The organism is Alsobacter metallidurans (assembly GCF_014636935.1).
Classification (GTDB): domain Bacteria; phylum Pseudomonadota; class Alphaproteobacteria; order Rhizobiales; family Beijerinckiaceae; genus Alsobacter; species Alsobacter metallidurans.
The window spans coordinates 1,966,373-1,992,436 of record NZ_BMES01000002.1 but is presented as its reverse complement, the minus strand read 5'-3'; the positions used below and the strand labels follow the sequence as shown (position 1 = coordinate 1,992,436).

Below are 26,064 nucleotides of genomic sequence, written 5' to 3'. Positions count from 1 at the left end.
GCCATGGCCGATTATTATCCGCTGATTTCGCGCGCTGTCGCCAACATGGTCGAAAGCACGCCCGAGCAGCGTCGGGCGCTCTACGAGCGCGCCACGAACGCGCTGCTGGGCCAGTTGCGGAACTCGGACCCACCGGTCGCCGAGGCCGACATCGCGCGCGAGCGGATTGCGCTCGAGGATGCGATACGCCGCGTGGAAACCGAATATGGCGGCGGCGTACCGACCGTAACGGACGTGCTCGACGAGCCGCTTCCGGCCCGCGAGCACTATGAGGAGCCGCCGCAAGCGCCTGCAACGCCGCCGGCCTTTGATCAACCCGAGGACGCCGTCAACACGGACCGCCTGCGGCCTGCTGCGCCCCGTCCGGCGGTGAGGGATCGGCGGCCGTGGCTGCGCGCCGCCGTTATCGGACTGGCGATCGCGGTGGTGGTTGGCGTCACCGCGATCACGGCGATCCAGCTGAAGCAATCGCCTTCCGAGTTTACGCCGGGCCGCCAGGCGGCCGCGACGCAGCCGGCCGAGCAGGACCGAAAGTTCCAGGAACGGCTTTCGGGCGACGCGCCGGCGCAGCCCGTGGAAGCGACGCAGCCGCGCACCGCCGCGCAGCCTCAGCAGGCTCCGGCGGGCGCCTCGGCCGCGATCGGGGTTCTTCAGCGGGCCCTGCTGGTGGAGGAAGCCGCCGAGGGCACGACCGAAATCCGGCAGACGGTGGGCCGCGTGCTGTGGCGGCTGGACAATGTGCCGGCCGGCGCAGGCGAGCCGCTGGACGTCGCCGTGCGGGCTGAAATCGAGGTCGCTGACGCCGGGCTCAAGGCGGACGTGCTCCTGCGACGCAACCGAGACGGAGCCCTGCCGGCGTCGCATACGGTCGAGATCCGCTTCACGGCAGGCGCCAAGGCGGCCAACGGGGCGGTTCGGGATCTGGGCGTTCCGGAAATGCGGAACGAGGAAACGGCTCGCGGTACGCCGCTCGCCGGGATCTCGGTGCCGGTGACCGAGAACGTGTTCCTGATCGGGTTGTCTAACCTGCCGGTGGACATCACCCGCAATCTCGAGCTGTTGCGCACCCGCAACTGGTTCATGACGCCGCTGCGCTTCGCCAATGGGCGGCGGGCGCTGCTGCTCTTCGAGAAGGGCCCGACTGGCGATCGCACCATCGGGGATGCGATCAGCGGATGGCAGCAGGGCGGCTAAGGCTTCCGCAGCGTACGATCAGGCATGCGCCGGGAGAGCCAGGCGGCCGCCCTCCTGCTTGGCCACCGCCTCACGGACGGCCTTCTGCACCTTCTCGAAAGCCCGCACCTCGATCTGACGCACGCGCTCGCGCGAGACCCCGAACTCCTCGGAGAGTTCTTCGAGGGTGATCGGGTCGTCGGCCAGGCGGCGCGCCTCGAAGATGCGGCGCTCGCGCTCGTTCAACACGCCCAGACCGTCGCGCAATGCGAGGTGGCGGTTGTTCGCCTCTTCCTGCTCGACCAGCAGCGATTCCTGGCTGGCGCTGTCATCGGCGAGCCAGTCCTGCCACTCGCCTTCGCCTTCGCCGTCCGAGCGGATGGGGGAGTTGAGCGAGCTGTCGCCGCCGAGGCGGCGGTTCATTTCGATCACTTCCTGCTCGTGCACGCCGAGCTTGGTGGCGATCTGCTTGACCTGGTCGGGACGCAGGTCGCCCTCGTCCAGGGCCGAAATCGAGCTCTTCGCCTTGCGCAGGTTGAAGAACAGCTTCTTCTGGTTGGCCGTGGTGCCCATCTTCACGAGCGACCACGAGCGCAGGATGTACTCCTGGATCGAAGCCTTGATCCACCACATCGCGTAGGTGGCGAGGCGGAAGCCCTTCTCGGGCTCGAACCGCTTCACGGCCTGCATCAGGCCGACATTGCCTTCGGAAATGACTTCGCCGATCGGCAGGCCATAGCCGCGATATCCCATGGCGATCTTGGCCACGAGACGCAGATGCGATGTGACGAGGCGGTGCGCGGCCTCGGAGTCCTCATGCTCGCGCCAACTCTTGGCGAGCATGTACTCCTCCTGCGGCTGCAGCATCGGAAATTTGCGGATCTCGTCGAGATACCGCGACAAGCCGCCTTCGGCGGCAATGATAGGCAGGGCGGACGCCATGGATCCTCCTAGGCCCCTCGCAAGCAGGCCGTTCTGGGCCGCCACGAAGCACGGCCACGACAACAGTCTATCATCGGCGTGACATTGGCCGAAAGAGGGCAGGGCGCATCATGCGCGCCGGGCCATCGATCAAACGCGCGCGAGCCGCGAGGGTTCTCGCGGTGCTCGCTTTCGTCGCGGCGCGTTCAGGATCCCTGCCGCAGCGCCTCAATCAGCCGCTGCAGGTCGTCCGGCAACTCGCTCTCGAAAACCATCTCCTCATCGGTGGCCGGATGCGCGAAGCCAAGCAGCGCCGCGTGCAGGGCCTGCCTTGGAAATTCCTCCACGATCGCACGAGCCTCTGGCGCGAGCAGTGTCGCCTTGGTGCGGAAGCCGCCGCCATACAGGCTGTCGCCCACCAAGGGGTGGCCGAGATGCGCCATGTGGACACGAATCTGGTGCGTGCGGCCGGTCTCCAGCCTGCAGGTGATCAGGCTTGCGACCGGCTCGCCGTTGGAGCCGGTGAAGACTTCCTCGATCTCGTAATGCGTAATGGCGTCGCGACCCTTTTCGCCGGACACCACCGCCATGCGGTCGCGATGCTTGTTGGAGCGATCCAGCTTGGCGTCCACGGTGCCGTGCTTGCGGGGTGGAACGCCCCAAACGACCGCCCGGTAGGCGCGTTCCAGCGGGCCAGTTCGCCCGTGATCGGCGAATTGGTCGGCCAGCTTCTTGTGAGCAAGGTCGGTTTTCGCCACAACCAGGAGACCGGTGGTGTCCTTGTCGAGCCGGTGCACGATGCCGGGGCGGCGGACGCCGCCGATGCCCGACAGGCTGTCGCCGCAATGGGCGATTAGGGCGTTCACGAGGGTGCCGGTGTCGTGGCCGGCCGCGGGATGCACCACGAGCCCGGCGGGCTTGTCGAGCACCAGCAACTGGTTGTCCTCGAACACCACGTCGAGCGGGATTTCCTCGCCCGCCGGCTCGGGCGGCACGGGCGGCGGCACGTCCAGGGCGATCTCCTGTCCGGCGTCCACCTTGCGGCCGGGATCGTCCGCGCGCGCGCCGTCGATCGTCACGCGGCCGTCCAGGATCAGCGCCTTCAGGCGCGTGCGCGACAGGGTCGGGACCATGACGGCGAGGAAGCGGTCCAGGCGCTCGCCTTTGTGTTCCGGGCGGGCTAGATAGGCCTGAAGGCCTTCGATCGCCTCGGCGTCGCCGTCCTGCACGTGTCGTCCTTTCCGTATCCGAGCCGCCCCGGGCCCCATGACCGCAGATCCCATTTCCGTCGCCGCAACGCCGTCCGATGAAGCGGATCCGGCCGAAAAGGCTGCGAAAGCGAAGGAAGCGGCTCGGCTGATGGCGATGAAGATGCTGGTGATCACGCTGGGCGTGATCCTGGTGGCGCTCGCCGTCGTGGTCTTTTCCACGCTTGCGATACGCGCCGTCAAGGGCGGCGGTCAAACCGCCTCGGCGCCGCAGCCGGCGCTGCCCGGCGAAGGCGGTTCCCGGCGGCCGATCCAGGCGCTCCTGCCGGCGGGCTCCAGGGTGGTGTCGACCACGCTGGGCGATGGCCGCCTCGCGGTCACGACGGAGGGGCCGGAAGGCTCGATCGTGATCCTGTTCGACGCCCGAACGCTTGCCGAAACGGGCCGGCTGCAGCTCGGCGGGCCGCGCTGACGTCCGAGCGCTTTTTCGGCCCAGGCGCCGGAATTTGCGCTTGCCGCCCCGGATCGACGCCGTTATAGGAGGGCTCCCGCGGCGGCTTGGCCCGCCGCGAGCCGCTCCCATCGTCTAGCGGTCTAGGACGTCGCCCTCTCACGGCGAAAACTGGGGTTCGATTCCCCATGGGAGCGCCAATTCTGGCGTAAGCGCCTGAAATCCACAAACCGGTTCGTTGTAGTGTCCCCCCGCCGATGAATGTGGGACAGCGCTCGGCCATGGGCTTGCGCTAATGCGCGCCACGGCGGTGTCGGCCTGGGTCGATTCAACGGCCACTGGGGTGTTCGTTCACCTCAGACGTCCTCGGCTGCCCCTTCGCGTCAGGGCCGGTCGGGGCGTGCCGGGCTCTGCGACGGCGCAGCCGGAGGTCCTGCGCCCGCCAGATCCGGCGAGGTACGGACTGCGGCAATGTCCGCTCGCGCCGCCTTTCTCCTGCTCCCGATCCAGGCTTTCCACGCGCGTCAGGCGTCATCCCCATTGATGCACGCGGATTCGGGTTCGAGCGATAGCGCCATCACTGACGTTCGTTCTATGGCGCCACACAGGAAATCAGGCTTAGCTGGAGGTTTCCAACAACTCGCCCGTGAGCTTTGCGAGCGAGGGACCCGGAACCGGACTGGCCCGCGTGGTGGATGCGCTCTCGCATGTTCCTCATTTCCAAGTGGTTGCGACGAGAAGGCGAAGCAAAGCGACTTGGCTTCGGCTCTAGGCATCGGGTTGGAGACGAGACGGCGCTGCCGATCTTCGGCGGCATCGCCGTCACCATTGTCACGGCCCTCGCGCTCACTATGGCCGATCCCGGCCGCGGCCAGATGGGAAATGGACCGGTTGCGGCAGGCGGCATAGGGGAGTTGTCGGCCGCCGCGCCGCCCGACCATGCCGGTTCTTCGGCCTGCGCCGAATGCCACCCCCGCGAGCACGCGGCCTGGCGATCTTCACATCACGCGCGCGCGATGGCGCAGGCGACGCCCGAGACCGTCCGAGGCGACTTTTCCGGCCTCACCGCCACGGCCGGAGGCGCGACCGCGCGATTCATCCGAGACGGCGACCGTTTCATGGTGGAAACGGAAGGCCGTGACGGCAAGCCGGCCGTTTTCGCGGTGAGCCACAGCTTCGGCCTGGCGCCGCTGCAGCAATATCTCGTCACCTTCCCGGACGGCCGCCTGCAGGCGCTTCCATGGGCGTGGGATACGCGTCCGCGCGAAGCGGGCGGGCAGCGATGGTTCCACGTTTATGGCGACGATCCCGTCCCGTCTTCCGACAGCCGGCACTGGACGCGTTACCTGCAGACCTGGAACCACATGTGCGCCGAGTGCCACTCGACCGCGCTGGACAAGGGCTATGACGCGGCGACAAACACCTACCGGACCACCTGGTCGGAGATCAGCGTGGGCTGCGAGGCTTGCCACGGTGGTGGGCGGGCGCATGTCGTCTGGGCCCGCGACGGAGCGAAGCCGGGCGTCTCGCTGAAGGGCTTCGCGGCTGCGGCCGCTGTCCGCGGCCCGCGCGACTGGACGCCGGATCCCACCACGGGCAGTCCGAAGGCCGGCGTTTCGCGCCCGGCGAACGGCGAGCTGGAGACCTGCGGGCGCTGCCATTCACGACGGGGGCAGGTCTGGCCTGTCTGGGCGCCGGGGCAGCCGCTGGCCGACACGCATCGACCCGCGCTGCTCACGCCAGACCTCTTCGAGGACGATGGCCAGATGAAGGACGAGGTGTTCAACGACCACTCCTTTCGCCAGAGCCTGATGTTCGAGAAGGGCGTCACCTGCGGCGACTGCCACGACGTTCATTCCGGGAGCCTCAAGGCCAACGGCGCCGCCGTGTGCGGCCAGTGCCACGCCCCGGCGCGCTTCGAGCAGGCCGCTCACACGGGCCACCCTGCCGGCCCGAAGAATCCCACCTGTATCGACTGCCATATGCCGGCGCGCACATACATGGTCGTGGACCGCCGGCACGATCATTCGTTCCGGATTCCGCGCCCGGATCTCACCGCGAGCCTCGGGACGCCCAACACCTGCAGTTCCTGCCATTCAGACCGACCGGCGTCCTGGGCGGCCGCGGCCGTTGAGCGCTGGCACGGCCCCGGGCGTAAGGGGCATCAGACTTACGCAGCGGCCTTCTCGGCAGCGCGTCGTCATGAGGTGGACGCCGGTGAGAGGCTGCTGTCCGTGGCCCGCGAGCCCGCCACGCCCGCGGTGGCCCGCGCAACCGCCATCGAAGCATTGATGGGTTGGCCCTCGATCGCGGCCGAGGACGTCAGATCAACCGCGCTGTCCGATCCAGACCCGCTCGTCCGCATGGCGGCCGTCGAGAGCTTCGAGGGCGGCAATCTCGATATCCGGCGGCGGCGGCTCGTTCCCCTGCTGGCTGACCCGGTGCGCTCGGTAAGGCTAGCCGCCACGGCGGCTCTCGCGGACCAATCCACGGACGCCCTTCCGGCGCAGGACCGGGCTGCGCTGCTGGCGAATTTTGCCGAGTACGAGGTCGCGCTGCGCCTCGACGCCGACCGGCCGGAAGGACGGGCGGCCATGGCCCGATTCCGCCTTCGCCAAGGCCGGACGGCCGACGCTGAAGCGGAGTATCTCGCGGCGCTGCGGCTGGAGCCGACTGCGGTCGCCGTCTCGGTGAACCTTGCTGACCTTTACCGCCAAACGGGCCGGGAAGCCGCGGCTGAGCAGACGCTACGGGCGGCGATCACCCTGTCGCCGAACGCCGCAGCGCCTCGCCATGCGCTCGGGCTCGTGCTGGTGCGAGCCCGTCGCATCCCGGAAGCGATCGACAGCCTCGCCGCGGCTGCGCGGCTCGATCCCGGCAACGATCGGTTCGCCTATGTCTACGGCGTCGCCCTCTATTCTACCGGCCGGCAGGCGGAGGCCTCGGCCGTTTGGCGGGCCGCCCTGCAGGGCAACCCCGCCAGCGTCGAAATCCTCTCGGCTCTGTTGCAAGAGGCGCTTCAAGCAAAGGACAACAGAGCCGCGCGAACCTTTGCCGAAGCTCTCGCGCAATTGCGCCCTGACGATCCCGAGTATTCCCGGCTGGCGGCCAGGTTCCGATCCTCCCCCTGAGGGCCGGCCAGGATACGGCTCGACGGCGGCAAAGCGTAGAAGCTCGGCGCCATGAAGCCTGTGGCAGGCCCGAGCCGCCGTACGATTGAGGCGGCACGCCTCCATCGACCTCCGCGTGGAGCCGCGGGGCGGGCTCTTTGCCTGAGACTATGGGAAAGCTGGGCGCGAACTGGATTCGGCGTCGAAGGCCCGCAGGAACGCGCGCAGGTACCCGCCGAGGTGCGGACTAAGATAGCCCCCCTCCTGAACGAGCAGCGTGGGCAGGCGCAGGCGCGCAAAGCGCCGTGCGGCCTCGGCGAACCCTTGATCGGTGATGCGGAACGCGGCGACCGGGTCGTGCTTGGCGGCGTCGAAGCCGAGCGACACCACCAGCGCGCCCGGCGCGAAGGCGCCGACGCGGGCTAGCGCGCCGTCCAGCGCGTCGAGCCAGGCGGGGTCCTGCGTGCCCCAGGGCAGCGGCTTGTTGTGGTTCAGCCCGGCCCCGGCGCCCTCGCCGCACTCGTCGGCGTGGCCGGCGTAGTAGGGCGCGGTGAGCGTCGGGTCTACATGGATGGAGCAGACCAGCACGTCGCCGCGCTCCCAGAAGATGAACTGCGTGCCGTTGCCGTGATGGACGTCGATGTCGACCAGCGCGACCTTGCCTTGCGTGGTCGTAAGCCGATGCGCCGCAATGGACGCGTTGTTGAGAAAGCACGCGCCCGTCATCAGGTCCGGATAGGCGTGGTGGCCGGGTGGGCGGCACAGCGCATAGACGGGCCCCGCTCCCCCCGCGAGCCGATCGGCCGCATGGATGGCGACCTGCGCGCTGGCGTTCACCGATGTCCAGGTCTCGGCCGTGATGGGGCACGACGTCGAATTGGAGTACCAACCGAACTCGCCGAGAAGTTCGGTGGGCTTTTTGTGCATGCGGTGGGTCGGGTGCACGTTGGGGATCGCGACGGGGCCGTAGTCCGGATGCCGCGACCAGCGCTCGTGCACGGTCTGGAGAAACGCCACGTAGCCGGCGTCGTGCACGGCGAGGATCGGCTCGAGCCCGCCGAGCGGGGCTTGCTCCATTGTGTGGCCGCCCTCGCGCAACACGTCCGTGAAGATGCGGTAGCGCTCGGCGCGGTCGGGCTGGGCGATGAAGCGGCCGGTGCGGAACACCAGCTCGGGGTCGTGCAGCGCCTGGTCGGGGTGGTGGATCGCCAGCATGGCGCGGCTCCGGGGCTGGATCAGTCGGCGAAGTGGCAGGCCGCCCAGTGCGCGGGCCGCACCTCGCGCAGCGGCGGCGCGACCTGGGCGCACACGTCCTGCGCCATCCAGCAGCGGGTGCGAAACGGGCAGCCGGAGGGCGGGTTCAGCGGGCTCGGCACGTCGCCCTTGAGGATGATGCGCTCCTGGCGGCCTTCGCTGGCGCCGCCCGGGATCGCGGACAGCAGCGCCTGCGTGTAGGGCATGCGCGGGTCGGCGTAGAGGTCCTCGGCGCTGGCGATCTCGACCAGCTTGCCGAGATACATGACGCCGACGCGGTCGGAGAAATACTCCACCACGGCGAGATCGTGCGCGATGAACAGGTAGGTGAGGCCGAACTCCTCCTGCAGGTCGGAAAGGAGGTTCAGCACCTGCGACTGCACCGAGACGTCCAGCGCCGACACGGCCTCGTCGGCGAGCACGAATTTGGGCCGCAGCGCCAGCGCGCGCGCGATGCCGATGCGCTGGCGCTGGCCGCCCGAGAACTCGTGCGGGTAGCGGTCGAGGTGCTCCTTGCGCAGCCCGACGACACGCACGAGATGCTCGACCCGTTCGTCGCGCTCGTCGCGGCTGGCCTCGCCCTGGATCACCAAACCCTCGGCGATGACCTGCCGGATCGTCATGCGCGGATCGAGGCTGCCATGCGGGTCCTGGAAGATCACCTGCATGTTCGGCCGCAGGGCCTTCAGCCTGGCCGGGGAGGCCGCCAGTACGTCCTCGCCCTCGAACAGAACCTGCCCGGAGCGCGGCTGCTCCAGCCGCACGATGGAGCGCCCTAGCGTGGACTTGCCGCAGCCGGACTCGCCCACGAGCCCGAAGGTCTCGCCCTTGCGGATCGCGAAGGACACGTCGTCCACGGCCTTCAGCCATTCTGTTTTCTGGCCGAGCACGCCGCTGCGGACCGGAAACCAGGTGCGCAGGTTGCGGATTTCGAGCAGCGGCTCGCCGGCGGCGGCCTGCGTGGTCTCGCCCTCGCGGCGAACGTTCTCGGGGCTTGGGGAGCCGGGTTGCGTGCTCATGCGCGCTCCTCGTAGAGCCAGCAAGCCGCGAGGCTGCCGCTGTCGGTGCGGCGCAGGCTGGGCATCGTGGCGCAGACCGGCATGGCGTGCGGGCAGCGGGGCTGGAAGGGGCAGCCGGGCGGCATGCGCAGCGGGCTCGGCACGGAGCCCCCGATCGCATTGAGCCTCTGGCCTTTCATGCCGGGGCTCGGGATCGAGGCGAGCAGCCCCACCGTGTAAGGGTGGCGCGGCGCGCCCGTGACCTGGGCGGTGGGACCGCGCTCCATCACGCGGCCGCCATACATCACCACTACCTCGTCGCACATCTCCTTCACGACGCCGATGTCGTGCGTGATCAGCAGCACGGCCGTGTTGATGCGCCGACGCAGGTCGCGCACGAGGTCGAGGATCTGCGCCTGAATGGTGACGTCCAGCGCCGTGGTGGGCTCGTCGAGGATCAGGAGGTCGGGCTCGTTGGCGAGCGCGATCGCGATCGTGACGCGCTGGCGCATGCCGCCGCTGAGCTTGTGCGGGTAGTCGTCGACGCGCCGCTCGGGGGCCGGGATGCCGACCATGCGGAAGAGCTCGATCGCCCGCTCGCGCGCCGCGCGCCCGCCGATGTCCTGGTGCGCCTGCAGCGCCTCGATCACCTGGTCGCCGACCTTGTAGACCGGGTTCAAGGCAGCCATCGGGTCCTGGAACACGAGGCAGATGTCGCGCCCGCGCAGATCCCGGATCTCGCGCTCCGAGAAGCTGACGAGGTCGCGTCCCTTGAACAGGATGCGCCCGCCCGCCACGAATCCGGGCGGCTCGACCAGCCGCATGATCGACAGCGACGTGACGCTCTTGCCGGACCCCGACTCGCCCACGATGCCGAGGCTGGAGCCGGCCTGGATGTCGAAGCTCACGCCGTCCACGGCCTTCACGGTTCCGGAGGCGGTGCGGAAGTGGGTCTGGAGGTCCCGCACGGACAGGAGGGCGGGGGCGTCGGGCGCCCCGCCGTTCCCGGCCGTCGTGGAGGGCGGCGCAGCGCTCATCGGGCCGCCTGGGTCGGGGCGGCCCGGCTGCGCACGACGCCGTTCTGCATCACGAGGCGCAGGTCATCCAGCGCCTTGAGGTCGGCCGTGGGGTCGCCGCCGACCACGATCACGTCCGCGGCCAGGCCCGGCTTGAGCGTCCCGACCTTGTCGGCGATGCCGATCACCTCGGCCGCATAGCCCGTCCCGGCCGTGATCGCCTCGTCGTTGGGCATCCCGCCGTCGTGCATGAGCTGCATCTCGAAGGGCAGGCCGTCGAACGGCGTAAAGCGCCACCCAGCGTCCGTGCCGGCGACGAAGCGCACGCCCGCTTCGCGCATCTTGCGGAAGTGGAGGAGGTTCTCGTCGAACATCTTGATCCAGCGCGTCAGCAGCGCCTCCTCGGCGGCCGTGCGCTGCGCGATGGCCCGCATGGTCCGCAGCACCGCGCCGCCCACCGCCAGCGTGCTGGTGACCGGGATGCCCGACTTGGCCAGCCTATCCACCACGGCGGCGTCATACCTCTGGTTGCCTTGGGCGTCCGCGATGAAGCCGGCGTGCTCGATCTGGTCGACCCCGGCCTCTACCGCGTAGTCGGTGGATTCTGCGCACAGGCAATGCACCGTGATCTTGCGGTCGAGCCTGTGGGCCTCGTCGGCCAGCGCGATCATCTCCTCGCGCCGATAGGACGGCTTGTACGAGATGGTGTTGAGGGTGCCGCCGCCGCTGCCCATCACCTTGATGAAGTCAGCGCCGAGCTTGACCATGTGGCGCACCTTGTGGCGCAGCCCGTCCTCTCCGTCGGCCTCGCCGCCCATGTACCAGGTGTGGCCGCCCGTGATGGTGATCGGCTGCCCGCAGGCCAGCACGCGCGGGCCCAGGCCGTAGCCGAGCTGAAGCGCCCGGCGCACGTGGATCGCGGTGCTGCCCACCGCGCCGACGTCGCGCACCGTGGTGATGCCCGCCGCCAGCGCACGCTGGGCGGTCATGACCGAGGTGGCGACCAGCACGCCCTCCGGCTCGCGCACGGCGTCCTCCAGCGACGTGCCGTCTCCCGGCAGGTTGAGATGGACGTGCGTGTCGATCAGCCCCGGCATCACGGTGCAGCCGGGGAAGTCGAGCACCTCGGCGCCCGGAGGGACGAGCCCCTCCGGCGCCTGGCCCTGATGGACGCTCACGATCTTGCCCGCGTCGACCACCAGGACGGCGTCGCGCACCGGCGCCGCCCCCGTGCCGTCGATCAGCCGGTCGGCTTTGATCAGCGTTGTCACTGGCTCTGTTTCCTCTTGCTCGGTGTCGTGTCAGTCGGCCAGCGAGGCGGCCCAGAGATACTCGAAGCCGCCGCCCGCATAGGTGACGCCGGTGAGCTTCTTGGAGGTCATCACGAGGTCGATGTTCTCGCGGATCGGCATCATCACGGCCTGGTCCATGATGATTTTCTGCACCTCGTGGTAGATCTTGGTGCGCTTGGCCGGGTCACGCTCCTGCTGGCCCTCGGTGATCAGCTTGGTGAGCTGCGGGTCCGAGAACTTGCTCCAGTTGAAATACTCGTTGGGCAGGAACCAGAAGTGCAGCGCGTCGGGGTCGACGCCGATATATTGCAGCGGCGTCATCGACATTTCGCCGCTCGTGTTGGCGGCCAGCCAGGCCGGCGTCGCGAGCTGCTGCACCTGCACGTCCATGCCGATCTTGCGCAGGTAGCCCTGCATGGCCTGCGCGAGCAGCGGGTAGGACGGCACCGTCGCGATGGCGTTGATCGTGAAGGCGAGGCGCTTGCCGTCCTTTTCCCAGAACTCGCCGGTCTTGGTCCAGCCGCCCTTCTTCAGCGACTCCTCGGCCTTGGCGGGATCATACGGATAGGAGTTCTCCAGCGAGGCGTCGTAGCCGGTCATGCCCTTCAACAGGGGCGTGTTGCTGGGCGGGAAAACGCCGGCCTCGGCGAGCTGGATCACGCCCTTCTTGTCGATGGCGTACTGGATGGCCTTGCGGACGTTGATGTCGTCGGTCGGCCATTTGGACGCGTTGATGGGCGCGAAGATGCCGAGCCCGCTGATCGGCACCGGGATTGCCGTGTAGGTCCCGGCCTTCTGGAAGGCGTTCCAGTAGACGCCCGGCGTCTGCTGCATCATCTGCGACTGGCCGCTCTGGAACTGGCTGACGCGGGCCTGGGAGTTCGGGACGATCTGGAACTTGATCTCGGCGATGTTGGCCGGGCCGGAATGCTTCACGGCCGCCGGGCCCCAGTTGTAGTTCTCGTTGCGCTTCAGCACGAGGCTCTGGTTGGGCTCGTAGCTCACGAACGAGAAGGGGCCGGTGCCGGTGGGATGAAGCGCCAGGTCCTTGCCGAACTCCGTGATGGCCTTGGGCGACTGGATGCCCAGATAGGGTTCGCCAAGCTGCGCCAGGAAGGGCGCGTAGGGGGTCGTGCAGGTGAACTTCACGGTCATCTTGTCGACCGCTTCCGCTGTCCCGCAGGGGCCGAGCAGGCCGAGCGAGATCTTGGACTGGGTCGACTTGTCGGTGATGTATTTGATGTTGGCGACCACGGCCTCGGCGTCGAAGGGCGCGCCGTCGTGGAAGGTGACGCCCTCGCGCAGCGTGAACGTGTAGGTCTTGCCGTCGTCCGACACGGTCCACTTGGTGGCCAGGTGCGGCGTCACCTCGAATTCGGGCGTCAGCCAGACCAGGGTGTCGAAGATGTTCATGGCCAGGGGGCCGACATTGCGGGCGCCCGTGGTCGCCGGATTCAGCGAGTCGATGGGTTCGGCCCAGCCGACCGTGAGCTTCGCGTTCTTGTTGGGCGTCTGCGCGGCGGCGCCGTGCACGCCTAGACCTAAGGCGCCAAGCGCCACGGCGGCGGCGAGGGATTGCTTGAACGCGGCGGTGCTGGTTCTCAGGTGCATGATCCGTCTCCGTCGTAGCGCCGGGAGGGCGCGGTGGTTTTGAGTGGCTGCTAGCGTCGCGCCAGCGTGGGATCGAGCTCGTCCCGCAGGCCGTCGCCGACGAGGTTCACGCCGATCACGAACAGCGACAGGAAGGCGCCGGGAAACACGGTGATCCACCACGCGAGCGTGATGTAGTTCTGGCCGTCGTTGAGGATGCTGCCCCATTCGGGCGTGGGCGGCTGGACGCCGAGCCCGATGAAGCCGAGCGCCGTGATCCACAACGCCGCGATGCCGAGCCATGTGGTGGTGAGCACGATCACGCCCGAGAGCACGTTGGGCAGGATGTGGCGCGCGATTATGCGCCACGGTCCCGCGCCCAGCGTCACGGCGGCGTCCACGTAGGGCAGGTTGCGAACCTCGGCGGTCGCGCCTTCGACGAGGCGCGCGTAGACGGGCACCAGGATCACCGCGATGGCGATCACGCCGTTGATGAGGCCCGGGCCCAGAATGGCGGTCACCGTGAGCGCAAGCAGGATGCCCGGGAAAGCGAGCAGCAGGTCGACGAGCCGCATGATCGCGAAGCCGACCGCGCCGCCGAAGTAGCCGGCGATCAAGCCGATCGAGGTGCCGAACACGCAGCCGAGCACGACCACCAGCAGGCTGGCCAGCATGGTGGTGCGGCCGCCATAGAGCACGCGGGCGAACAGGTCGCGCCCGAAGGCGTCAGCCCCAATCGGGTGTTCCCAGGAGGGCGGGCTGAAAGTCGCCAGCGGGTCCTGCAGGTTGGGATCGATCGAGGTCAGCAGAGGCGCGGCGGCGACCAGCGCGGCGAGCACGACGCAAATGACCACCCCGGCCAGCAGGCTGCGATGACGCAGCGCCCGCAGGGCGAGCCGCCCGCGCGACACGCGGGGCGCGACGGCGTCCTGCAGGTCGTCCACCGTGGGGGCGCGATCGGCGGAAGCGGCTTGGCCCTGCATGCTCATGCCCGCCTCACCGGCTCGCCACGCGGGGGTCGAACACCGGGTAGAGGAGATCGACGATGAAGTTGGTGAGCGCGTAGATGCCCGCGATGATGAACACGACCGCCTGCACGGTGAGATAGTCCTTGGCCAGGATGGCCTGCACGAGCAGCCGCCCAATGCCAGGCCGGGAGAACACGGTTTCGACGATCACGGTGCCGGACAAAAGCTGCCCGACCTGCAGGCCCACGATGGTGAGGATGGGCAGAAGCGCATTGCGCAGCACGTGCTTCAGAAACACGCGGACGCGGCTGATGCCCTTCGCGCGGGCCGTGATGACGTGCCGCTGCGTCTGCGCGGCGATGATGCTGGAGCGCACGAAGCGGGCGTTGAAGCCCATGGAGCCCAGCGCCAGCGTGGCGGCGGGCAGAACGAGCCCCTTCAGCGACGTGCCGCCGACCACGTCGAACCACGGCAGCGTCACGGCGAACAGAAGGATGAGCAGCAGCCCCAGCCAGAAGCTCGGGATCGACATGAAGGTCAGCGCCACCGTCATCGCGACCGTGTCGGCCGCCTTGTTGCGCTTCACGGCCGCCAGCACGCCGAGCGCCATGCCGAGGGTGAGCGACACGATCAGCGCCGCGATGGTGAGCTGGATGGTTGCCGGGAAGTTGGCGGCGAGCAGCGAGGTGACGGATTGCTGGTTGCCGTAGGAGTAACCAAAATCGCCGTGCATCAGCGCGGTGAGCCACTGCCAATATTGCACGTGCATGGGCAGATCGAGCCCGAGCTGGGCGCGCAACCGGCTCGCAACCTCCTTGTCGCCTGCGCTCGTCCCGAGCAGCGCCGCGACGGGATCGCCCGGGATCAGCCGGATGATCAGAAACACGACGACGCTGATGCCGAAGGCGAGCGCCACGATGGCGAGGAGGCGCCGGAGGACGTAGCTGCTCATGTCACGCCGCTCCCGCCTGGCCGGCGTCGCCGGTTTGGCGGGCCTTGCCCGGGGAGGTGAGCGGAGGCCGCAACGCGCTTAGCCCCAGCCGCTGCTCCAGCGCGCAGGCGGCGTCCAGGATGGCGTTCTCGGCGAGAGGCGCTCCAGCGAACTGGATGCCGGTCGGCAGGCCTCCCTCGCCGAACCCGTTCAGGACCGAGACCGTGGGCGTGCCGGCCAGCACGCCGGCGAGGTTCAGCGACCGGCGGCCGGACGCGCGCGGCAGGCCGTATTCGAAATCCTCGTCAACCGGCGTCGCGACGACGCCAAGCGAAGGGGCGAGCAGGGCGTCGTATCGCGCCGTGAGCGCCGCGACGTCGTCAGCGAGCATGCGGCGGATGCGCTGGGCGCGGATGTAGTCGTGCGCCGGCAGCACGGCGGCGGCAAGCCGGTGGCCGGCGGCCTTGCGGGCCTTCAGCTCTACGATGCGGCCGCTGGCGATGAACTCGTCGAAGGCGGCGTAGGCTTCCGCCGACGAGATGGTCTGCGTCACCGCTCCGTAGGGATAGTCGGGCAACTCCACGGTCTCGACCGTTCCGATCTCGCGAAGAAGGGCGAGCGAGCGCTCGAAGTTCGCGGCGACCTCGGGCTCGGCGCCGTCGAGGCAGCCGTCCACCACGGCGAAGCGGAAGCCCAAGCGGCGCGGTTCGGGGCGGCTATAGGCATAAGGCTGGGGAAGACTGGAGCGGTCGCGCGGGTCGGCGCCCGCGATGGCTTCCAGCACGAGGCCGCAGTCGTCGGCGGTGCGGCACATCGGGCCGAGGCGGTCCAGCGTCCAGCACAGCGTCATCGCGCCGGCGCGGCTGACGCGGCCGTAGGTGGCCCGCAGGCCGGCCGTGCCCGTGAAGGCGGCCGGAAACAGGATGGAGCCGCTGGTGTCGCTGCCAATCGCGAACGGAACCGCCGCCGCGCTTACCGCGCCGGCGGGGCCGCTTGACGAGCCGCTGGTCCAGCGGCCGGTGTCCCACGGGTTGGCGGCCGGCCCCGTCGTGGAGGCGTCCGGGTTGTCATAGCCCATGCCGCCCGCGATTTCGATCGTGGCGAGCTTGGCTGCCAGCACCGCGCCGGCGTTCCGGAGGCGGGTCACCACGGTCGCCTCGCGTTCGAAGCGCTGGTCGGCGAAGACGCCCCAGGTGGTGGGCGCGCCCGTGGCGGCGATGATGTCCTTCAATCCATACGGGATGCCGTGCAGCGGGCCGCGATCGAGCCCGGCGGCGAGTTCCTCCGTGGCGAGGCGGGCCTCGCGCAGCGCGACGTCGTCCAGCACGGTCACGACCGCGCGGATCTCGCGGCCAACGCCGTTGAGGCGCTCCAGGTAGATGCGCGCCAGATCGAGCGGCGTGACGTCGCCACCGCGCAGCAGCGCGCCCAATTCGCGGATCGACAGGAACGCGATGTCTTCGCTGTTCAAGACAGCTGACCCGCGGTGGCGCCGAACATGAATGCGGGCTCGTCGGCGTTGTTGAGCGCAAACCTGTGGAGGATTTCGCAGTTGGCTGCCTGCACGCTGAGGCTGAGCTGCATCTCGGCGATCTGGCGCTGGTTCAGGGCTTCGCCGAACAGCGTTTTCAGAACGGCTTCCTGCTGGCGGCGCAGCGTTTCGAGCGTGGCGTCGTCAGGGGCCGGGTAGCGGCTTTGGGTCGCTTTCCCGTCCAAATCACCCGGCGAACTAGGAGCCATGATCGTGTTCCGCAACAGTGAACTGTAATAGTCACATATAACGGTTTCACGTCACCCTAGGGGTGTCAACCTGGAGTTGTGCAGCAAATTCGGGCAAGCGGTGGCGTGGCTTTCGGCCAAACGGCTGGAAATCGAGCCATTCGTGATGATCCCTTAGGACGGTTAGGGTCTTCGTGGGTGCTTGTTGTGCGGGTCGGTCCCGCCAGCCACTTTCGGCGATGCGGCGAAGCCAGCGTGAGATCGTGTCCCCGTGTTGCAAACTGGTCTTCCAACATCCGGCGCGCGAGGCCGCCCGCCGAAGCGGCGGTATTCCACATCGGCGCCATGCTGTATCGTTGCTTACTTTAGAGCGAAACCAAACTGCAGTTTAGAAACGCTATAGAAGAACATCTTTCTTTTGACATCCAGTTTTTGAGCGTTATTACAGCGCCTCGTTGGTTCTGTACGCTCAACCTTGACTGGGTGGTCCATGAAGTCTTTTGCATTCTCCTTGCTGTCGGCCCTTTTCGTCGGAGCTGCGACGATCACGAGCCTGAGCGCCCCGGCCGCCGCCCAGACGCAAGCCAAATCGATCGTGGTCTACAATGCCCAACATGAGAGCCTCACGCAGGCCTGGGCGGAGGCCTTCACGAAGGAGACCGGGATCAAGGTCACGCTGCGCAATGGCGGCGACACCCAGCTCGGCAACCAGATCGTCCAGGAAGGCGCGAACTCGCCCGCAGACGTATTCCTGACCGAGAATTCGCCCGCCATGACCCTCGTGGACGCCGCCGGGCTGTTTGCGCCTGTTCCGGCCGACACGCTGGCGCTGACCCCTGACACGTTCAAGCCGTCGCATGGCCGCTGGGTCGGCATCGCGGCGCGCTCCACCGTGTTCGTGTACGACAAGCGCAAGCTTGGGGCCGACAAGCTGCCGCGTTCGCTGGCTGAGCTGGCCGAGCCGCAGTGGAAGGGCCGCTGGGCCGCGTCGCCGGCCGGCGCCGACTTCCAGGCGATTGTAAGCGCCATGCTGGAGCTCAAGGGCGAGCAGGCGACGCAGCAGTGGCTCAACGCCATGAAGCAGAACGCCGTGGCCTACCGGGGCAACAGCGCCGCCATGAAGGCCGTCAACGCCGGCGAGGTCGAAGGTGCGGTGATCTACCACTACTACTACTATGGCGATCAGGCGAAGACGGGCGAGAACAGCGCCAATGTGGGCACGCATTACTTCCGCAACCAGGACCCCGGCGCGTTCGTGTCCATTTCGGGCGGCGGCGTCCTGAAGACCAGCAAGCATCCCGAGGAGGCGCAGGCTTTCCTGAAGTGGATCGTCGGCAAGGGCGGGCAGGACATCCTGCGCACCGGCAACTCCTATGAGTATGCGGTGAGCAAGGGCGCGGCCTCCAACGACAAGCTAGTGCCGCTGCAGGACCTCCAGTCCCCGAAGGTCGATCCGGCCAACCTGAACAGTCGCAAGGTTACGGAGATGATGACGGCCGCCGGCCTGCTATAAGGGCGCGCGCAGCCCGCGAGGCGCTCACGCGACACTGGTGACGATGTCCATATCCACTCCTCAGGCCCTGGCTGCGTTTGAACCGCAAGCCGGGGCCCGACGCGAACCTCTCGGCCGCTTGAGCCGGACCCGCAACGGTCCGGTTTTGGCGTTCGCCGCGCTGGTCGCCGCCCTTTCGCTGCTGCCGATGGGGTTCGTCGGCTGGATCGCCTACCAGACCGGCTGGGACGCGGCGTTCCACCTCGTCGTCCGGGTGCGGGTGGCGGAGCTGCTGTGGAACACGGCGCTGCTGGAACTGTGCGTGTTGCCGCCCGCGATCGTGGTCGCACTCGCGACAGCCTGGCTGACGCAGCGGACCAACCTGCCGTTCGCGCCATTCTGGTCGTGGCTGGCGGTCGCTCCTCTGGCGATCCCGGCCTTCGTGCAGAGCTATGCGTGGACAACCGTGGCGCCGAGCTTCCACGGCCTTCCGGCCGCCGCGCTGATTTCGGTGCTGGCCTATTCGCCGTTCCTCTACCTCCCGATCGCCGCCCAGATCCGGCGGCTCGATCCGGCCCAGGAGGATGCGGCGGCCTCGATGGGGCTGGGCCCATGGCAGGTGTTCTTTCGGGTGGTGCTGCCGCAGCTGCGGCTCGGCATCAGCGGCGGCGCTCTTCTTGTCGCGCTGCACCTCCTGTCTGAGTATGGCCTTTATGCGCTGATCCGCTTCGACACCTTCACGACCGCGATCATGGATCAGTTCCAATCGGCCTATAACGCGGCGGCCGCCAACATGCTGGGCGGAGTGCTGGTGCTGGCCTGCGTCGGCCTCATTGGGCTGGATGTGATCCTGCGCGGGCAGGAGCGTTACGCCCGGATTGGGTCCGGGGCCGCCCGCATCGCGGCCCGGCGCGACCTGGGGGCGTTCAAGTGGCCGGCCCTGGCAGGCCTGACGCTGCTTGGCGTGCTCGCCATCGGGGTTCCGTGCGGGATGATCCTGCGCTGGCTTGCTGTCGGCGGCGGCGCGGTCTGGACCGCCGGCGTGTTCTCGGCCCTGGGCGAGACGATGCTGCTGTCGCTCGCCGGAGCGTTGTTGACGACAGTTGCGGCGGCCCCGATGGCCTGGATTTCGGTGCGGTCGCCGGGCCGGACGCAACGTATCCTTGAGGCCTGCCACTATTATGTCGGCTCGCTGCCGGGCGTTGTGGTCGGGCTCGCGCTGGTGTGGATCACCGTCCAGGTGGCGCTGCCGCTGTACCAGACGATGTTCACCGTCATGGTCGCGTACGCGCTGTTGTTCCTGCCCCGCGCGATGGCGGGGTTGCGGCCAAGCCTCGCGCAAGCGCCGGTGGAGCTGGAGCAGGCCGCGATGGCGCTGGGCCGTACGCCCTTCCAGGCGGTCTCCTCCGTGACGCTGCGCCTCGCGGCGCCGGGCGCAGCCGCCAGCATCGTGCTGGTGTCCCTGGGCGCCGCCACCGAGCTCACGGCGACGCTCATGCTCGCGCCCAATGGCGTGCGCACGCTCGCGACGGCGTTCTGGTCGCTGACCGGCGAGATCGACTATGCGGCGGCGGCGCCTTATGCCGCCATGATGATCATCGCGTCGCTGCCATTGACCATCATCCTCCACGCCCAATCCCGACGGATCGCCGGCCGATGAGCGATCTTCGCATTCGCGGGCTGGTGAAGCGCTACGGCAATGTTGTGGCGCTGGGCGGCGTCGATCTCGACGTGCCGGCGGGCAGCCGCACGGCCGTGGTGGGAGCGTCCGGCTCCGGCAAGTCGACGCTGCTGCGCCTCGTCGCGGGCTTCGAGGCGCCGGACGAGGGCACGATCGCGTTCGGCGACGAGCTGCTCGCCAAGGGGCCGCGCATCATACCGGCCCACAAGCGCGGCATCGGCATCGTGTCGCAGGACGGCGCGCTGTTTCCGCATCTCGACATCGCCGACAACATCGGCTTCGGCCTGCCGAAGGAGCTGAGCGGCAGCCGCGATCAACGCATCGGCGAACTGCTGGACGCCGTGGAGCTGAGCCGCTCGCTCGCGAGCCGGCGCCCGCACCAGCTCTCGGGCGGTCAGCAACAGCGCGTCGCCCTGGCTCGGGCGCTGGCGTGCCGCCCGCGCTTGATGCTGCTCGACGAGCCCTTCTCGGCGCTGGACGCCAGTTTGCGCCAGAACGTGCGAGAGGTCGTCGCCCATGCGCTGGAAGCGGCCGGGATCGCCAGCATCCTGGTGACGCACGACCAGGCCGAGGCCCTGTCCTTCGCCGACCAGGTGGCGGTGATCCGGCACGGCGAATTCGCGCAGGTGGGGCCGCCGGACGTGCTGTACCTGCGCCCGCTCACGCGAGAGACCGCAGTGTTCCTTGGCAAGGCGATCCTCCTGCCCGCGCGCGCCGGCGAAGGCTTCGTTGACTGCGCGCTGGGACGGATTCCGGCCGACACGGAAGGCAAGACGGGCGCTGTGGATGTGATGCTGCGGCCCGAGCAGGTGCTGCTCCACGCCGCGCAGCCCTCTCCGGTCGGCCGCGACGGGCGCTCCATACCGGCGACGGTAAAGACGGTGCGCTTCGAAGGCGCCGACTGCGCCATCGTGGTGGAGATCGCCGACCAGGCGCTGCAGCTCGCGCTCAAGCTGCCGAGCTTCGGCGCTCCCAAGCCGGGCGACCTCGTGCACCTGCTCGTGGGCGGCGAGGCGCACGTGTTCTGAGCCGCGGCTACTTGCTCAGCCGCAAGCGTCCGATCCCTTGGCCGATGGCCTGGAAGGCCGCGATCAGGGCCGCCGAGTCGGTGGCCACGAAGGCTTGGCTGGCCACGCCGGCGCAGTCCTTCAGCAGTTGCAGGCCCAGCGCGTCGATCGGGTCCGTCGGGATGCTGAACCCCACCGTATAGATCTTGATTCCGGCCGCCCGAACGTTCTGGCAGGCCTCGCGCGTCAGCGCATCCATGGCGGCCCGGGCCGTGGCGTCGGTGCTCGGACTGGCGTTGGCGGGCGGCAGGCGGGTGTTGGGGGTGCTGCCGTCTGCGTTCCGGAAATAGCCATAGGCGGAGTAATAGGATTTCAGCACCGAATTCCCGGAGTTGGCCGTCCAGGTGTTCATGCCGTCCGTCATCAGGACCATGATCTTGTTGTTGGCCTGCTTCGTGTAAGCCGCGCCGTCGCCGAAGACGCTGAGCGGCGAGAGCGTGCGCCAGCCCCAGACTACGCCCTCATGGATGTTGGTGTTGCCGTTGGCCTGCATGGCGGCGATTTCGGAGATGATCTTGTTGGTGTCGGCGGTCAGCCGGGTTAGCGGTCGCGATCGGCACATCCAGTTGGGCCCGCGGTCGCCGGCGCTGTCGGCGTTGGTCGGCTTGGCGTATTTGCAGGCGCGCAGCATGCGCGTTGCGTCGTCGTTGGGCGTCGTGCTGCAGCCGGTGGCCGAGGTCGCGTCGTCGATATAGCTGTTCGGCGTGCTCTGGTTCTTGCCGCTGCTCTTTTCCGTATGGCTGGTCGACCCGCCGTTTCCGGCCTCGTCGGGGGCGAACATGGGCACCAGGAAGCTGTCGGGATCGGCGGCGTCCGGTTTTCCGTCCCGGACGTTGCGCGGATAGGGCAAGGATTCAAAGCAGCCCGCCCAAGCCCAGTCGGTCGCCTTGGGGGAGAGTTTCGCGAAGATGTCGAGGCGGTTGGCGAACCCCGACGCCGCGGCGTTCGAGACGTTGGGCCAGTGCAGGCTGGATTGGCCGGCCATGTCGATGGAATTCACGAGCCCGGGTGTTGCGGGGTCGACGGCGACGGCGGCGGAGAACGGCACGAGCGAGAGACGCAGATGGCCGCTCAGCGCGGTGGAGCCCGCCAGGTAGGTCACGAAGTCGGTGGCGGCCTGCTTCAGCGCCGCTATCTTGGTGACGCCGTTGCTGGAATTCGCCATCGAGCCGGTGTTGTCGAGCACCAGCGCGACTTCGAAATCCTGCTCGTTGGCCGAGCAGGTGGAACTGGCGGACAGCGGCACCGTGGTTGCGCCGATCAGTCCCGAGAAGAGAACCTTGTAGTCGGCCCGCGCCGTGAGGGACACGGACCGCGGCGCCGCGATCACGGCCGGCGTGTCCGCAGTCGCCGCGCCCACGCCCATGTTGGTATCCAGGATGCGCTGCGCGATGGCGCGCAGCTGATCGGGCGACAGGGCAGCCGGGGCCTTGCACAGCGGCAGGCTGGACGCGTCCGTGCTGAGTTGCAGCCGATCATGCAGGCGGGCGAGGGCCGTGTAGTCGGCCGCCACGCCCACGATGGCGGCGAGCGGCAGCAGCGCGAAGGCCAGGATGGGCGCGAGAACGCCGTCCTCCGCGCGCGCGAAGCGTCGAAGCAGGGGCATGGCTCAGGGCGCCGAGGCGACCCGGCTGCCGCTCGGCAGGGCAGCGCCGCCGCCCGGCACCGAGTATTCGGCGCGCTGCGTTCCCCGCGTCACCCGGATGGTAATGGCCGCGTCGGCATTGCTGGTGTGCCGGCCGAGGTCTGACGACGAGAGGCGGCGGCTCGGCCGCTCGCTCGTGTCGCCGGACTTGCGCAGCATGAGGCTGAGGCTGCCGACGCTGGCGGCGAGCGCCAGCTTTTGGCCGTCCGCCTGGTTGGCTTCCAGCGTCACCGCGTTGACGATGGAGGGCTTGTCGGTTTTGTCGTCGGCCAGTTGCCCGACCGCCAGCACGCGGGCGTTCTGCAGGACGACATCCGAGAAGGCCTGCTGCGGCTGGCCGCCGTTTTCGCCCAGGCGGGGCTGGCGCGACAGGAACACGTCGACCCGGTCCCCCGGGAGCACGAACCCGCCGACGCCCACCACCTCGTTGACTGGCACCGTGACGGCGCCCATGTCCTCGTCGAGCAGATTGGACAGCGTGCCGCGTTGGCCCGAACCGGTGATCTTGCCGGCCAGCACGGGTTCGTTGGGCTCCAGCGCGGACAGCACCACGCGCTTGCCTCCGGCCAGCAAGGCCTTCACGGTCGGGAATGCGCCAGGGGGCAGGTCGTCGCCCGACCAGGGGATCTCCCGCAGCCCACCGGTCGAGAGTTCGGCCCCATAGCGCAGCGGCTTGGCGGCGACCACGATGGTTTTGAACTCCGGCGCGCGCGGGGCGACGATCTGCGCCACCCGCGAATTTGCGGCGAAGCGTGACTGGATGACGCTGCGGCCGATCGCAACCGAGGCGCCTCCGGCCAGAACCGCCAAAACCAGCATCGTGACTACTCTGCCCTGCATGAGACGCGGCCCCGCATCGATCGTGTTCGCAGGACATCATCACGAGGGCAGAGATGATCGTGTTACGGAATCATTTCGTTTTTTAGATGAGTTAAGTTTTCAAAAGCCGAGTCCGCTGACTTACGCTCAGATCGACAAAGCTGGTCTGGCGCACGACGGAAACTCAAGGAACGGGAATCCGAGTTCAACGAAAAGCACACGCAGGATGTGCAAACTAAGGAGGATTTTAAGGATCTCGGCCGAGGTTGAGCTTCCGTTTCATTCTTCGCCCGTCCATCGGCGCCTCAGCCAGGATAGCTCCCCCGTGAACCTGTTCCCGACTTCCGTCCGCGGCTACCTGCTGGCCACCATGGCGTGCCTCAGCCTTCCGGCGCTCGGCGCCGTGGGCTACCTGACGATCGACGCGGTCCATGACATGCGCGAGAACCGGAGGCTGACCGAGCTGGTGGCCGCCGACCAGGCTGTGCTGCTGACCGGCAATACAATCCGGACCAATCGAGGGCAGGCGCAGACGGCCATTCAGGTGGCTGATGACCCGCGCTCCGTCATTGAAAAGGTCGAGCAGGCCAACGTCGCCGAGATCGCGGCCGCGACGAACCGGCTGGCGCAGACGGACCTGCCGGACCGGGCCGAACTCATCGCAGGCGTTCAGGCCGCCGCCAAGAGCGCGGCGGCCCTCATGCCGAGCGTTTACGCGGAAGGCGCCAAGCCCAAGCCGCAGCGCAGTCTCGCGCCCACGATGCCGTGGTATAACGCCGTCGGCGATGTCGAGACCGCTCTCGTGAAGGCGTCCGACGCCACCTCCAACGCGGTGCGGCTCGGCGATCCGGTGCTGGCCGACCTGCAGGCGTTCAAGCAGGCGGGCTGGCGGGTGCGCTCGTCCTACGGCTCCACCTGCTCGCTGCTGCGGTCGTCGATCGCGTCCGGCAAGGCGCTCGAGCCGGCGCAGTGGCGCGCGCTCGGCGAAGCGCGCGGCGCGGCGGGAGCGGGCGTCAGCCAGCTGCGGCAGCTCAGCGCCCGCGCGGGCGTGTCGCCGTCGCTCGCCGGAAAGGTCGACGCCATGGCGGCGGCCGTGGAGGGGGCCAACAAGCGCATCGACGAATTGCTCGGCAAGCTCGGTTCGGGCTCCGGCCCGGTGTTGGCCGCCGAGGAATGGACGCGGATGTGCAACGCGCCCTTCGTTCCCATCCTGGCCGCCGTGCAGGAGTCGCTGGATGGCATGCAGGCCTTCACGCAGGCGCGCCTGGCCGAAGAGACCCGCAACTCGATTGCGCTGGGCGGCCTGTTTCTCGGCCTCATGCTGATGGCGGGGCTCACCTGGCGCGGCGTGCAGCGCCGCATCGCCACCCCGCTGGTGTCGCTGAAAGGCGCGCTGGACGTGATGCAGGGCGGCAAGTTCGACCACAAGGTCCCGGTCGCTCCTTGCCCTGACGAAGTCGGGGCCCTCAGCACGGCGCTGGAGGCTTATCGGCAAAACGCCCTGGCGCTGGACGCCAGCCGGATCGAGCGGGAAACCGCGCATTTCGCCGACGCCGAGCAGGCCGCGCGTGTTCAGGCGGTGGTGCGCGAGGTCGCCAAGATCGTGGCGGCGGCGCGCGACGGCGACTTCTCTGGCCGCGCCGATGCGGGCACGATCACGGGGCCGATGCGCGACCTCGTGGACGGCGTGAACGAGATCAACAGGCTCGTGAACGACGCCACGGAGGAGTTCGCGCGCGTGCTCGACGGGCTGGCGCAGGGTGACCTGACGCATCAGGTCCACACCAGCTACAATGGCCGCTTCGGAGATTTGAAGGACGCCCTGAACGGCACCATCGAGCGCCTGTCCGACACGGTTGCGACCATCCAGAACACCGCCGTAGAAAGCGGCAACTCGGCCCAGGAAATCAACGCCGGAGCCGACGACCTCTCGCGCCGCACCGAGGAGCAGGCCTCCTCGCTGGAGCAGACGGCGGCCACCACCGAGGAACTCGCCGCGTCCGTGAAGGCGTCAGCAGCTTCGTCGCGGCAGGCCGTTGACCTCGCGGACGAGGCGAAGGCGGTCGCCGAAGAGGGCGGCTCCATCGTGCGGGACGCGATCATCGCCATGGAGAGCATCGAGGCGGCCTCGGCCAAGATCACGGACATTACCTCGGTGATCGACGACATCGCGTTCCAGACGAACCTCCTCGCCCTGAACGCGGCCGTCGAGGCGGCGCGGGCCGGCGAGGCCGGCAAGGGTTTCGCGGTGGTGGCCTCCGAGGTGCGCACGCTGGCGCAGCGTTCCAGCCACGCCGCCAAGGACATCACTGCGCTGATCAGCACCTCCACGCAGGAGGTCGCCAAGGGCGTGACGCTGGTGCGTTCCGCCGGCGAGGCGCTCGGCAAGATCGTCGGAGCGTCGCAGCGGGTGGCCACGACCGTCACCGAGATCTCGACCGCCGCGGCCGAGCAGGCCAACGGCATCGACGAGATGAGCCAGGCGGTCGCCCACATGGACGAGATGACCCAGCAGAACGCCGCGCTGGCCGAGGAGAGCGCCGCCTCGGCGGCGTCGCTCGCCGGACAGATCCAGCGTCTCAACGACCTCGTGTCGGCGTTCCAGGTGCGTGGCGGGCGGGGTGGCGCCTTCGAGGCTAGCATGCGAGAGCCAGCCCCCAGGCTCGTGGCCGCCGGCGGACGGCGGGGCTGACGCGGGCCAAGGGGGCCAGTCGCGATAGGACCTTGCG

Annotated in this window: 20 protein-coding genes and 1 tRNA gene; 8 read left to right on the top strand and 13 right to left on the bottom strand. The window is 68.6% G+C overall.

The window, feature by feature from the left end; translation table 11 throughout:
* The first annotated feature begins 3 nt into the window (after positions 1–3).
* On the top strand, positions 4–1,194 hold the full coding sequence (locus IEV99_RS19655) for a histidine kinase (RefSeq protein ID WP_188519401.1): 1,191 nt from the start codon (positions 4–6) through the stop codon (positions 1,192–1,194).
* Positions 1,195–1,212: 18 nt separating this feature from the next.
* Here IEV99_RS19655 and rpoH read toward each other — a convergent pair whose 3' ends face one another.
* Both rpoH and IEV99_RS19645 read right to left on the bottom strand, forming a co-directional pair.
* The gene (gene rpoH, locus IEV99_RS19650) at positions 1,213–2,115 is read right to left on the bottom strand and encodes an RNA polymerase sigma factor RpoH (RefSeq protein WP_188519400.1); all 903 of its coding nucleotides are present in this window, start codon (positions 2,113–2,115) and stop codon (positions 1,213–1,215) included.
* Between the two features lie 185 nt (positions 2,116–2,300).
* Complete coding sequence (locus tag IEV99_RS19645; protein WP_371875804.1) at positions 2,301–3,323, bottom strand: RluA family pseudouridine synthase; 1,023 nt, start codon at positions 3,321–3,323, stop codon at positions 2,301–2,303.
* Between the two features lie 130 nt (positions 3,324–3,453).
* Here IEV99_RS19645 and IEV99_RS19640 point away from each other — a divergent pair, with 130 nt between their 5' ends.
* The 3 genes from IEV99_RS19640 (at position 3,454) to IEV99_RS19630 (ending at position 6,884) form a co-directional block, all read left to right on the top strand.
* Complete coding sequence (locus IEV99_RS19640) at positions 3,454–3,774, top strand: DUF6476 family protein (protein ID WP_188519399.1); 321 nt, start codon at positions 3,454–3,456, stop codon at positions 3,772–3,774.
* A 103-nt stretch (positions 3,775–3,877) separates the two neighbouring features.
* Positions 3,878–3,953 (top strand) — tRNA-Glu (locus IEV99_RS19635).
* Positions 3,954–4,460: 507 nt separating this feature from the next.
* Complete coding sequence (locus tag IEV99_RS19630) at positions 4,461–6,884, top strand: tetratricopeptide repeat protein (protein WP_188519398.1); 2,424 nt, start codon at positions 4,461–4,463, stop codon at positions 6,882–6,884.
* Positions 6,885–7,031: 147 nt separating this feature from the next.
* On the opposite strand, the gene IEV99_RS19625 is transcribed toward IEV99_RS19630, so the two are convergent.
* The 9 genes from IEV99_RS19625 to IEV99_RS19585 are packed head-to-tail and all read right to left on the bottom strand — an operon-like array spanning position 7,032 to position 16,652.
* Complete coding sequence (locus IEV99_RS19625; RefSeq protein WP_188519397.1) at positions 7,032–8,078, bottom strand: histone deacetylase family protein; 1,047 nt, start codon at positions 8,076–8,078, stop codon at positions 7,032–7,034.
* Positions 8,079–8,098: 20 nt separating this feature from the next.
* Positions 8,099–9,136 (bottom strand): ABC transporter ATP-binding protein, encoded by a 1,038-nt coding sequence (locus IEV99_RS19620; protein WP_188519396.1) that lies wholly within the window; start codon positions 9,134–9,136, stop codon positions 8,099–8,101.
* The gene (locus IEV99_RS19615) at positions 9,133–10,152 is read right to left on the bottom strand and encodes an ABC transporter ATP-binding protein (RefSeq protein ID WP_188519395.1); all 1,020 of its coding nucleotides are present in this window, start codon (positions 10,150–10,152) and stop codon (positions 9,133–9,135) included. Before IEV99_RS19615 ends, IEV99_RS19620 begins: the two co-directional genes overlap by 4 nt.
* The gene (locus IEV99_RS19610) at positions 10,149–11,402 is read right to left on the bottom strand and encodes an amidohydrolase family protein (RefSeq protein ID WP_188519394.1); all 1,254 of its coding nucleotides are present in this window, start codon (positions 11,400–11,402) and stop codon (positions 10,149–10,151) included. The genes IEV99_RS19615 and IEV99_RS19610 overlap by 4 nt, the downstream gene beginning before the upstream one ends.
* Positions 11,403–11,432: 30 nt before the next feature.
* Positions 11,433–13,034 carry an ABC transporter substrate-binding protein gene (locus IEV99_RS19605; RefSeq protein ID WP_188519393.1) on the bottom strand — a complete coding sequence of 534 codons (1,602 nt, stop codon included), beginning with the start codon at positions 13,032–13,034 and terminating at the stop codon, positions 11,433–11,435.
* Positions 13,035–13,084: 50 nt separating this feature from the next.
* Positions 13,085–14,002 (bottom strand): ABC transporter permease, encoded by a 918-nt coding sequence (locus IEV99_RS19600; RefSeq protein WP_188519392.1) that lies wholly within the window; start codon positions 14,000–14,002, stop codon positions 13,085–13,087.
* 7 nt (positions 14,003–14,009) lie between these two features.
* The gene (locus tag IEV99_RS19595) at positions 14,010–14,933 is read right to left on the bottom strand and encodes an ABC transporter permease (RefSeq protein WP_188519391.1); all 924 of its coding nucleotides are present in this window, start codon (positions 14,931–14,933) and stop codon (positions 14,010–14,012) included.
* 1 nt (position 14,934) lies between these two features.
* On the bottom strand, positions 14,935–16,383 hold the full coding sequence (locus IEV99_RS19590; RefSeq protein ID WP_188519390.1) for an amidase: 1,449 nt from the start codon (positions 16,381–16,383) through the stop codon (positions 14,935–14,937).
* Complete coding sequence (locus tag IEV99_RS19585; protein ID WP_188519389.1) at positions 16,380–16,652, bottom strand: hypothetical protein; 273 nt, start codon at positions 16,650–16,652, stop codon at positions 16,380–16,382. The genes IEV99_RS19590 and IEV99_RS19585 overlap by 4 nt, the downstream gene beginning before the upstream one ends.
* Before the next feature lie 469 nt (positions 16,653–17,121).
* Here IEV99_RS19585 and IEV99_RS19580 point away from each other — a divergent pair, with 469 nt between their 5' ends.
* The 3 genes from IEV99_RS19580 to IEV99_RS19570 are packed head-to-tail and all read left to right on the top strand — an operon-like array spanning position 17,122 to position 20,832.
* Positions 17,122–18,144, top strand: a complete 1,023-nt coding sequence (locus IEV99_RS19580; RefSeq protein ID WP_188519388.1) for an iron ABC transporter substrate-binding protein — start codon at positions 17,122–17,124, stop codon at positions 18,142–18,144.
* A gap of 43 nt (positions 18,145–18,187) precedes the next feature.
* Entirely contained in the window at positions 18,188–19,783 is a 1,596-nt protein-coding gene (locus tag IEV99_RS19575; protein WP_188519387.1) for an ABC transporter permease, read from the top strand.
* Positions 19,780–20,832, top strand: a complete 1,053-nt coding sequence (locus IEV99_RS19570) for an ABC transporter ATP-binding protein (protein ID WP_188519386.1) — start codon at positions 19,780–19,782, stop codon at positions 20,830–20,832. The genes IEV99_RS19575 and IEV99_RS19570 overlap by 4 nt, the downstream gene beginning before the upstream one ends.
* A gap of 7 nt (positions 20,833–20,839) precedes the next feature.
* On the opposite strand, the gene IEV99_RS19565 is transcribed toward IEV99_RS19570, so the two are convergent.
* Positions 20,840–22,477 carry a vWA domain-containing protein gene (locus tag IEV99_RS19565; protein ID WP_188519385.1) on the bottom strand — a complete coding sequence of 546 codons (1,638 nt, stop codon included), beginning with the start codon at positions 22,475–22,477 and terminating at the stop codon, positions 20,840–20,842.
* 3 nt (positions 22,478–22,480) lie between these two features.
* Positions 22,481–23,356: a Flp pilus assembly protein CpaB gene (cpaB, locus tag IEV99_RS19560; protein WP_188519384.1), complete on the bottom strand. Its 876-nt coding sequence runs from the start codon at positions 23,354–23,356 to the stop codon at positions 22,481–22,483.
* A gap of 304 nt (positions 23,357–23,660) precedes the next feature.
* On the opposite strand from cpaB, the gene IEV99_RS19555 reads away from it, so the two are divergent.
* Positions 23,661–26,027 carry a methyl-accepting chemotaxis protein gene (locus IEV99_RS19555; RefSeq protein ID WP_188519383.1) on the top strand — a complete coding sequence of 789 codons (2,367 nt, stop codon included), beginning with the start codon at positions 23,661–23,663 and terminating at the stop codon, positions 26,025–26,027.
* The last annotated feature ends 37 nt before the right edge of the window (positions 26,028–26,064 follow it).